We start from the raw sequence: 10,620 nt of genomic DNA on the forward strand, positions 1-10,620 counted from the left end.
TTAAGAAATAATCTAAGATAGAAGTTAAATCGTTTAAAGTGGGGGTTTAACTGAAGGGAATTAGTGAACGGGGAGACAAATCTTTGTTTCATGTCCGAGACATCCGTTGCGGAATCCAGTACGGTGACTCTACATTGTCGCTCCCTTACAGTTTCTTCTGCAAATTGAAACCCAAAGAAATAATAGCCTTTATGGTTTCTCTGGCGGAATTTCGATCATACTCTCTTTCACTCTCAGGTAACTGATCATAGGGTACAAGGTCAGGGTGTTGTTTTCTCTCATCATTTCTTTTCGGGCCGTAGGTCCAGCCATCTTTTAGGCGCTGTTGCGCCCAAATGTCATGATTGTTTTCAGCTAGATGCTCCATCAAAGCATCTAACTCTTTGGGCAATTTAATTTTTGAAGTATCAATTGGTGATGGTCGGTACATAGGGCCTCCGATTAGATTCTAATTTTCTAACAAAAAATGCTTGCCATAAAATTATATACGACCCCAATTAAAAATAATGAATAGGTGCCAATAAAAATATTGGGTAACCATTTTTCTTTGTCAGAAATATTTAATGCTTTCCCTTCGATTACTTTACCACTTTCGTCGCGAGGGAAGAGCTTATCTTCTGAATGGTACATCTTGTGGCAATTTTCCATATCGGCATGATTTTCAATTTCTCTGAGTTCATCGATACGATGAGCAATGAGTTTCTTATACTTATAAATGATCTGTTTCCAAACATCACAGACTACAATGCCTACTAAGAGAATCACTATTATAACGATTGACCGCAAATACGTGTCTAACCCAGCATCTTTTACTAAAAATGCAATTGCGCCAATGATTATTGAATTCACGGTTAAATAGGTGTTACTAATTTGTTGTCTTCGGTCAGAGAAACGATCCGTGCTTTCAACAAAAAGTTTGTATTCTTCAAATTTTTTCAATGGCCTCTTGTTGCTCCAATTTTTATTTTATCCAAGATAATTACCGGGTTGCCAAGCCAACTACATAATAAAGAAATATCTGACTCAGGAATCCTATGCCAGTGCATTATGCAGATCTAGAATTTGCGGGTAGACCTGAGCGCTGTCCTTGTGCGCGTAGCTGACAAAAATGTACGGTCTTTGCCCCGGTAGGCTTCAAAAGGAATTCTTGTTTTTTTGCTCATTTTGGTTGTTATTTTGATAGCGTTTTCACTAGCTCAAAAAAAACTACCTGTTAAGCGAACCAAATCCACCAAAAAGTGTTAATTGTTTGAAAGGAATGTATTTTAGTAGGGAAAAATTACGAAAAAGTCAAATATTTTATTTTTGCTTTAGGAAAAATGGTTTTTCATATTAAGAATTTAAATTTGAAGGAACTTTTACCTCCATAATATTAAGATAGGTTTTTCATACTTTTTCTCTCGGATATTGTTTAGGAATAAAACACAGGTGGGCTTCAAATGGACACTGTAGACCTAGAAAATATTTAACTGAAAGGGACGAAACGGCCGGGTTCAGTTTGCAAAATTATCACCGATCTTTTTTTAAAATCCCCAAATTAGTAGTCAGTAAAATTGAATATAAAGCTAGTTGCTTCTAAACAATCGGCAGATCCAGATCAAACGCTCGCTCCAAAAACCACATCAAACCGAAGACCATGATAACTGAGGAAAGCCCGTAAACTATTTGCTTTTGCCACTTGGTTTTAGTGATAAGATAGATGATAGGAAACGTCACAGCAACGATGATAATCTGGCCGACTTCAACACCGAGGTTAAAAGAAAGAAGGGAAACGGCAAGACCTGCAGTCGGCAGCCCCAGTTCATGAAGCACACCCGCGAATCCAAACCCGTGCATGAGACCAAATATGAAGGTAATCAACCAGCGTTCGTCGGTTTTTTTGATAAAGAAATTTTCCAGAGCGATATAAACGATACTTAATGCAATGACCGATTCAACAAGCCGCGATGGAATGGCAACGACTTGCAGCGCGGCGAGAATCAAGGTGATGCTGTGAGCAACAGTGAAAGAACTTACGATTTTTACCAGGTTTAGAAAACTGCCGCCGATAAGAATTAATCCCAGCAAAAAGAAAATATGATCATAACCAATCACGATATGTTCAAAGCCAAGCTTAAAAAACTGAAATCCATGCTCAAAAAAAGACACTCCCTTTCCTGAAAATGAAAACTCCTGCATGCGGTTATCGATGGTCAGTATGCTTTGTTGAACTTCATCTTGATGAACAATTTTTACCAGGTTTTTGTGCCGGGGTCCAAAATCATCAAATATATTTAACTGCAATGTCAATTTCCAGGGCTGGCGCTCAAGAGTTTGTTTGAACACCAAATTCACAAAGACATTACCCAAATTATCGCCTGAAACATGACCCTTTTCCCTTGCCAATGCTACAGGTTCACCGGCAATAATTATTGTTAATTTCTTTTCGAAATGTGTGTAGATTTCCTCCAGGTTAGTATTAAGTTCACTTTCGGTTACCGTCCCATCACGATTAATATCAAGATCGAAGATATTTTTAAGCTCTGTCTCGTCAAGCGTAAGAGTGTAAGTCAAATGAGTTTCTTTAACATCAATAGAGCTATAACTGGTATAAATTTCGTGGGCGCCAAGTGAATGACAAAGGAGGAGAACCGCACACAATATGAATGTTTGTTTCATAGTTGTTGGGATTTGACTTATAAAACGTACCAAACCATCTAATAGAATTAATTCGGCTATTTAGAAACCGCTTCTGTTGACAACTTAAACGCGTCGAAAAGAATACTTTGCAAATCTGATTCATCTAAATTCTGAACAAGCTGACGGTCGAGTGCAACCGAAATCCGGCCTGTTTCTTCGGAGATAACCAAAATAACCGCATCGGATTCTTCAGCCAGGCCCAAGGCAGCCCGGTGCCGGGTGCCAAAGTGTGGACCGAGACTTGGTGATTGGCTGAGCGGCAGAATACACTTTGCCGCTTCAACAATGTCATTTTGAATGATGATCGCACCGTCATGAAGTGGCGAACGCGCATTGAAGATAGAGGTTATCAATGGCGCCGAAACCTCGGCCTGTATTCGAATACCGGTCTCCGTAATAGATTTTATGCCCGTGTCCCGAGTCATGACGATCAAAGCGCCATATCGCCGCTTTGATAACTCTACAGCGGCCTTCACAACCTCATCAAAAGTTTTGCCACTGGAAACTTTAATAAAATATCTTATTATCCTGCTCTGGCCGACGAAAATCAGCATTCGCCGAAGCTCCGGTTGGAAGATGATCACAAAAGCAATGAGCCAAACGGTCTTGAGGCTGTCAAAAATCCAGGTCATGCCGCTCATGTTAAACAGCCGGGTTATTAATGAAACAATTAATATGATTGCTAATCCAACAAACATCTGGGCTGCACGCGAGTTGCGGAGAAAAAAGTAAATTTTATATAGAATAAATGAAATGACCAGGATGTCGAGGATATCCAAAAGCGTGACCTTGAGAAAACCGACTTGAAAAAGACTCATACGCTTTCACCGGTGTTTGGCGTCCGAATCAAAAAATCGGCGATCTGGGCGGCTCGCTTCATCTCTTTTACATCATGCACCCGGATGATATGGGCGCCTTTGAGAATCGCTGCAGTGGCCATTGCCAGAGAGCCTTCTTTTGCTTCTTCAGAGGGCAAATTCAAAACTTTTTGAATAAACGATTTCCGGGAAGGCCCGACCAGGATCGGGCATCCTAAATTTGCAAATTTCTTTAGGTCATTAACAATTTCGTAGTTGTGCCGCAGGTGTTTCCCAAAGCCCAAGCCGGGGTCGAGGACAACCTGTTCTTTTTTTATCCCAAATCCAATCGCGAATTTCAGGCGTTCCTCGAAGTATGCATAAATTTCGTTGACAACATTATCATAACTTGGATTCATTTGCATATTCTTCGGTTTACCCTTGATATGCATCAAAATAACCGGAACATCATATTGCGCAGCGACGCTGCCTAATTCTGTGTCAAAACCGAGACCGCTGATATCATTTATAATATGCCCACCCAGCTCCAAAGCCGCTTTGGCAACTGCAGATTTGTAGGTATCGATTGAAATTGGCACATCAACGGATTTTAGCAGCCCCTCAATGACCGGCAACACTCGGTTGAGTTCTTCTTCATTTGACACCGGATCGGACCCGGGACGAGATGATTCGCCGCCGACATCCAAAATGTCGGCGCCCTCCTCCACCATTCGGATGCCCGACTCAATTGCTTCCCGTGGATCAAGTCGTCTGCTGCCGGAATAAAACGAATCGGGGGTACAGTTTATGATCCCCATAATATGGGTTCGGGAGCTTAACTCAAGTTCTTTGCCGCGACAATTTATGGTTAAAGCGCGTCTCACGATTCAGTTTTGAGTTTTAGTTTGGCTTACTTTTGGATCTTTCGCCTCTCGCTCAGACATAATTTGAAACAAATGTTTACGTGCTTCTTCCGCAAATTTATCGTCCCTGCCGCTGCGTTTCGCGATCCGTGTTCGCAAATGCGTGATGGCGCGATTCATGTCTTTTTGCTGCTCATAAATATAAGCCAAATAGAGGTGAGAATCAACATGGTCAATTGATTTTATTGCATGCTCGAAAAAGTTAATTGCCGTGATATAATCTTTTTGTTGATAGTAAACAATCCCCAGGTTATAATAAACCTCGCCATTTCCCGGATCTAATTCAGTTACTTTTTGGTAAATTTCCAAACTGTTTAATAAATCATTTTGTGACATATAGATGGTACCTAACTTCATCAGGGCGTCAACTCGATTGGGGTTAATCCGTAGTATTTCTTTGACTGTTTTAATTGCTAGATCCGAACGATTCTTCCGGCTATAATTATCCGCCAGAATTAAACGCGCTTCAAAATCAAGTGGATTGACAAAAATCGCCTTTTCAAGAAGCTCGTTTTCATTGCCGAATCCTAAATCAGCGTACCTGCTGGCATGCAATTGAGTTAAATCAACGTAAGTTTTTGAATCCCAGTGATTTCTTAATAAACTTCTCTGTAAAAACTCCTCGGCCTGATTCCATCTTTCATGGGCCAAATAAAGCTCGGCCAATAGTTGCAGCGTTTTATGATTACTTTCATCCAAAGACAAAGATTTCAGCAAAAGAGATTTGGCAGCCTGAAAATCTTCCAGATCGTTTTGTCCTTTTTGCTTTTTTTCACCGCCACGATTGAGATAAATTTTCGCAAGGGAATTTAACCAGGTAGTTGAATTACTGTCTGTCTTGACAGCATTCTTTGCTAAGCCGAAAGCAGAACTTGTCTCTCTATTTAAAAGAAAAAGTTTAAGATTAAAGAAAGCTCTAATTTTGTCATTCGAATGCCAGGGGTCTTTTAAGAATAATTCAGAGTCGGATTCTAATATTCTGTTTGCAACTGAACGACTCAATTCCTGGCTAAACTCTTGAATCCCATTTAAAGTAATCTGACTGATTTCTTCAAGAACAGTTTTATCATTGTCGAATTGAATAAGTCTATAACTCAAAGAGTAGTCGGAAGATTCTTTTAGAAAGCTCCCCACGACCACATAATCAACTTTAATGCGTTTAGCAAAATCCAGACAATAATTTTGGAAAGTAAGTGAATCACTGTTGGCTGCAGAAGTGAGCCAGTCGAGTTGATATGGCAGCAATTCCTCCAAGTTAATTTGCTCGAGGTATCTTATTGGAATCTCGGAAAAGGCTAAACTTTCCCAGGAGATTGAAGCGGAACTATCAGATTGATTTATGAAAGGGAAGACAGCAATTCTTAACGGGTCGGATTGCGGACGCTCTTTAAACCTATTGATCAAAAAAACAAAAAAAAACAAAGCGGATATTAATAGAAAAGTAGTCTTAAATCCAACTCTGTATTTTTTTGCTGAGTGCCGGTAGAGGTACCAAACAACCAAACTCACAAACGCCCAAACACCAATTAGTATCGGACCCCAATCCGGCATCTTGAAAAAATCAAAATTCATTTTTTACATTTTTCACAACCAACTATTTCTGAAACAAATTAATTTAGATTATCTACGACTGCTGCTTTTTTTGCCTTTGCTTTCTTTGGCGGTTTCGGCTGCTCTTCTTCCACTTTAACGGGTAACGTCTCGCCGCTTAATATTTTTCCAATCTCGGCGCCGTCCAATACTTCGCGTTCTAAAAGTGCAGCAGCCAAGTTGTGAAGTTGATCTAGATGTTTTTTTAGAATATCAGCCGCTAACTTTTCTGCCTTTTCCACTATCACTGTAACTTCTTCATCGATAATCTGAGCGGTTCTTTCGCTATAATCGCGGTGCTTAGCAATCTCCCTGCCGAGGAAAATTTCTTCCTCCTTTTTACCGAAAGTCAGCGGTCCGAGTTTTTTACTCATCCCCCACTCACATACCATTTTTCTGGCAATTTCAGCCGCCTTTTCCAGATCATTGGCGGCGCCAAAAGTCAGCTCGTTCATAACCAACTTCTCAGCCTCCCTGCCGCCAAGCGCAGTTGCAATTCGTGATTCTAAATATGTTTGCGAGTAATTGTGCTTCTCATCCGGCAGTGACGTCATCAGGCCCAAAGCTCTCCCTCGGGGAATAATGGTGACTTTATGCACCGGGTCAGACTTTGGAACATTTGTGGTGACAATCACATGGCCGGCCTCATGGTAAGCCGTGACCCTTTTCTCGTCTTCCGTGATGATCATGCTCTTGCGTTCAGTCCCCATCATCACTTTGTCTTTTGCATACTCAAACTCCTGCATGTCAACCGTTTTTTTATTGTGGCGTGCTGCTAAAAGGGCAGCCTCGTTGACTAAATTAGCTAAATCCGCCCCGGAAAAACCAGGGGTGCCTTTTGCGAGTATATCAAGCGCGACGTTTTCCGAAATGGGTACATTTTTGGTGTGTACTTTCAAAATGCCCTCGCGGCCGCGAACATCCGGACGATCAACTACGATTTGCCGGTCGAATCTGCCGGGGCGAAGAAGCGCATGATCCAAAACATCGGGACGGTTGGTGGCAGCAAGTAAAATAACACCCTCATTTGATTCGAAGCCGTCCATTTCCACCAAAAGTTGATTCAACGTTTGTTCCCGCTCATCGTGTCCGCCGCCCAGCCCTGCGCCGCGATGCCGTCCGACAGCGTCGAGTTCATCGATGAAAATAATACAGGGAGCGCTTTTCTTACCCTGCTCGAACAGGTCCCGAACGCGCGAAGCGCCGACGCCGACAAACATCTCGACAAAATCAGCGCCGGACATGCTGAAGAAAGGTACGCCTGCTTCCCCCGCGACCGCTCTTGCCAGCAAAGTTTTCCCGGTTCCCGGAGGTCCAAGAAGTAAAGCGCCTTTCGGTAATTTACCGCCGAGTTTTTGAAATTTGTCAGGGTCTTTGAGAAAATCAATGATTTCTAGTAACTCCTGCTTAGCCTCATCTGCGCCGGCCACATCATCAAAAGTAACTTTTGACTGATTTTGGGTTATCAATTTTGCGCGAGATTTCCCAAACGAAAAAATTCCCTTGGCGCCGCCGCCTTGCATTCGACGTAAAATAAAAATCCAAAAGACGCCAAACAAAATCCAGGGCAAAAGTTGAAATACATAATTCCACCATTCATTCGAAATGGCCTTAAATTCCAAAACCACATCGTATTCCCTGCTCCACTTTCCGGCTGTTTCATCATTTGGCGCTTCGGGCAGCGTGGTTTTAAATCTCATGTAATGGACGTTTTCGTCCGGGTCGACGGCTTCTACATGCAATTCCCCATGGAATGCCTTGTCTTCAATGAAGGCTTTTTTAATTTCTTTATTTTCAAGGTGCGCTTTAAATCTGGAATAATTGATCGCTAACTCGTTGCGCTCATCTAATGTAAATTTCTGTGAAAACCAAATGGATATCACAATGATAATAAGCCAAAATGTTAAAGTCCGCGTGGCTTTCTTCCACTGGAAGTTTTCATCTTTTTTTTGCGGTTTATTGTTAGTTGAACGCTTAGTCGTTTTTCTTTTTTTGTTACTCACTGTTTTTTAACTTCCCTGGTTATAAGTTCCCAAATTACCGCATTAACTGTTTTCATTCAGTACATAAACTTCAGGTAAATTGCGAAATTTCTGTGCATAATCCAAACCGTAACCAACAACGAAGCGATTTGGAATTTTGAAGCCGATGTAATCAATATGATACGGAACTTGTGCGCCCTCTTCTTTTACTAATAATGAAACGAATTTTAAACTTTTCGGTTTAGTCCTTTCTATTTTTTTTCTCAAGTACTCAACAGAATATCCGGAATCGACAATATCCTCAACAACGATCACATGACGGTCATGTAAATGGGCATCTGTATCCTTCAACAACTTGACCTCCCTGGAAGTTTCCATTGCTTCGCCGTAGCTGGATATTTTTATAAAGTCGACTTCACAATCAATGTCAATGGCCCTGAAAAGATCGGCGCAGAAAATAAAACTGCCATTTAAAACGCCAACAAAAATCGGGCATTTACCCCGGTAGTCTTCCGATATTTTCTGTCCTAACTCCTTTACTTTCTCTTTTATTTCGGCGCCTGAAAGTAAAACTTTGGATTCCTTAGAATTTATAATTTTCGTCGTTTCTTCAAAACTCATTCGAAGGTTCTTTTATTTCCACTTTTAGGAGCTTGTCAGTTTCTTTTCTAACTTTAAATCGATTGTCAATACAATGGCCGCATAACCAGACAATTCCGGCGGGTGATTCCAAAATCGGAGTTACTTCGCGTAAATGATGAGGAATTTTGCGATCGGAAAAATAGTCAGCGATTTTTTTTTGTCCCTTGAAATTGAGTGGGATAAACCGGTCTCCCGGATGGAAGGTGCGTACGCAGAGACTGTTTCCAGTTTTATCAAAATCTAAAAGCTCAATTTGCCTGTTTTTATTAAATTCGACTGGTTCTTCCTTTTTGGTAATCGACCATTTTAATTCATACTCCCCAAATCTGAGTGCGTTTGAATCCAATAAATCGAACTTAATTTGAGGGATCTTTTCCGATGCTTTCCTTTTGATTATAATGCCGTCGTGGTCAATCGCAAGTTGAAAATCTTGATTGATGTCAACCCGTTTACCGATTTTTTTTTCTGCAATGACTGAGAGTACCTTATCGAGCTTATCAAAATTCAGGTCATTCCGGTTAATTCCGAGCGCTTGACAGGCACGAAAAAGAATATATTTTTGAACGGCCTTAAAGTAGCCTAAAAATCCGTCAATTTCAACTATTATTTCATTTATTTTTTGTAACGAGACCAGCGACTTATATGCCTCGTCCGAGACTGATTCCAAAACCGATTCTGTTTCCGAAAAAATAAGCGCAGTTCGATTCAGCGTCTTTACCAAGTTTGGATTGAAATGCTCTTTTAAATAGGGAATCAATTCACGCCGAATGCGGTTTCTTCGAAATTGCAAATCTTCATTTGATGAGTCCTGGCGAAAGGTAAGCTTATTTTCTTTAGCGTACTGTTCCAAATCCTCTCGAGTAAGTTCGAGGAGGGGCCGAATATAAGCGCCTCGTTTAACTTGTATGCCTTGCATACCAAGGCTGCCGGACCCCCTTAAGAAATGGTCAATAACAGTCTCCGCCTGATCGTTTGCAGTGTGCGCGGTGGCTAACCTTGAGTATTTTGATTTTGTCAGAAATTCTTCAAAAGCCTTATATCGCAAAATCCTCGCGCTTTCTTCCAGTGAATATTTCTGCGATTTCGCGAAAGCTTTGGCCTCAACTTTTTTTGACTGGAAAGGCAACTTATAGTTACAAGATAAAGATGTCACAAATTCCAAGTCTTTGTCGGCCTCATTGCCACGAATGCCATGATGAACATGCGCGACTGCTAATTCTAATTTGAGTATGCTCTTTAGCTGGGAGAAGATGTGCAGCAAAGCGACAGAGTCCAAGCCGCCCGAAACGGCTAAAAGAATTTTATCGCGTTCTACAATTAATCGATTGTGCTGAATAAAGCGGGTTACTTTTTCTAATAAAGTCATTTCCATAAAACAAAGCTGAAACACAACTTTGGGTTGTCCAAAAAGTCCGTTAGAAGCGTAAAACGACATTTATGTCGTTTGAGTTCAAAGCTAATCTCTCCACATGAATGTCGAGCTACTGGAGCCCCAAGTTCGACAGTCTTAATATAGAAAACCTCTAAATAATTCGCAATGAAACTTGTGAAAAAGAAATGTAGCGGATTGCCTCATAAAAAATATAACCGAGGCAAATTGCACAAGATGACGTTGCTTCGTAATTTATCTAACCCAATCTACCAAAAAGGGAGGATAAATTATGGGGATGCATTCAAAGCGACAGTATCTTCAAACAATTCGCCTGCGGTATAAATATGCCACAAGAGAACAGAAATCCCACATACTCGATGAATTCTGTTCAGTCTGTGGCTATAACAGAAAATATGCTATCTGGTTATTAAATCTACACCTCAGAATGGAATGATTATTTTAACTTTTTCCCCTTCTGTTAAACTTATCAGCAAAACCAGAGTGGGCTCAAAAATTAAAAAAATACATGACAAACCTAAAACGCCGTTTCAAAGATTCATTGAATCCAAACATCTTGACACTCAAACCACCGAGAACCTGAAACGATATCTTAGAACCCTAAACCCGTTTGATTT

9 protein-coding genes are annotated in these 10,620 nt (G+C 40.9%); all 9 read right to left on the reverse strand.

Features of this window, described 5'->3' with window-relative positions:
- Positions 1-145 precede the first annotated feature (145 nt).
- The 9 genes from IH879_12415 to tilS all read right to left on the reverse strand — a co-directional run bounded on the left by IH879_12415 (position 146) and on the right by tilS (position 9,979).
- Positions 146-430 (reverse strand): Ryanodine receptor Ryr, encoded by a 285-nt coding sequence (locus IH879_12415; protein ID MCH7675742.1) that lies wholly within the window; start codon positions 428-430, stop codon positions 146-148.
- Between the two features lie 26 nt (positions 431-456).
- Positions 457-939 (reverse strand): hypothetical protein, encoded by a 483-nt coding sequence (locus IH879_12420; protein MCH7675743.1) that lies wholly within the window; start codon positions 937-939, stop codon positions 457-459.
- Positions 940-1,575: 636 nt separating this feature from the next.
- Positions 1,576-2,658: a HupE/UreJ family protein gene (locus IH879_12425; protein MCH7675744.1), complete on the reverse strand. Its 1,083-nt coding sequence runs from the start codon at positions 2,656-2,658 to the stop codon at positions 1,576-1,578.
- A gap of 56 nt (positions 2,659-2,714) precedes the next feature.
- Positions 2,715-3,497, reverse strand: coding sequence for a TIGR00159 family protein (locus IH879_12430; protein ID MCH7675745.1), 783 nt, complete (start codon positions 3,495-3,497; stop codon positions 2,715-2,717).
- Entirely contained in the window at positions 3,494-4,294 is an 801-nt protein-coding gene (gene folP / locus IH879_12435; GenBank protein MCH7675746.1) for a dihydropteroate synthase, read from the reverse strand. Before folP ends, IH879_12430 begins: the two co-directional genes overlap by 4 nt.
- A gap of 69 nt (positions 4,295-4,363) precedes the next feature.
- Positions 4,364-5,971 (reverse strand): tetratricopeptide repeat protein, encoded by a 1,608-nt coding sequence (locus tag IH879_12440; GenBank protein ID MCH7675747.1) that lies wholly within the window; start codon positions 5,969-5,971, stop codon positions 4,364-4,366.
- A 38-nt stretch (positions 5,972-6,009) separates the two neighbouring features.
- Positions 6,010-7,878, reverse strand: coding sequence for an ATP-dependent zinc metalloprotease FtsH (ftsH, locus tag IH879_12445; protein ID MCH7675748.1), 1,869 nt, complete (start codon positions 7,876-7,878; stop codon positions 6,010-6,012).
- A gap of 156 nt (positions 7,879-8,034) precedes the next feature.
- Entirely contained in the window at positions 8,035-8,592 is a 558-nt protein-coding gene (gene hpt / locus IH879_12450; GenBank protein ID MCH7675749.1) for a hypoxanthine phosphoribosyltransferase, read from the reverse strand.
- Positions 8,582-9,979 (reverse strand): tRNA lysidine(34) synthetase TilS, encoded by a 1,398-nt coding sequence (gene tilS / locus IH879_12455; GenBank protein MCH7675750.1) that lies wholly within the window; start codon positions 9,977-9,979, stop codon positions 8,582-8,584. Before tilS ends, hpt begins: the two co-directional genes overlap by 11 nt.
- Positions 9,980-10,620: the final 641 nt, after the last annotated feature.

The sequence above is a fragment of the candidate division KSB1 bacterium genome (genome assembly GCA_022562085.1).
Lineage (GTDB): Bacteria > Zhuqueibacterota > Zhuqueibacteria > Oceanimicrobiales > Oceanimicrobiaceae > Oceanimicrobium.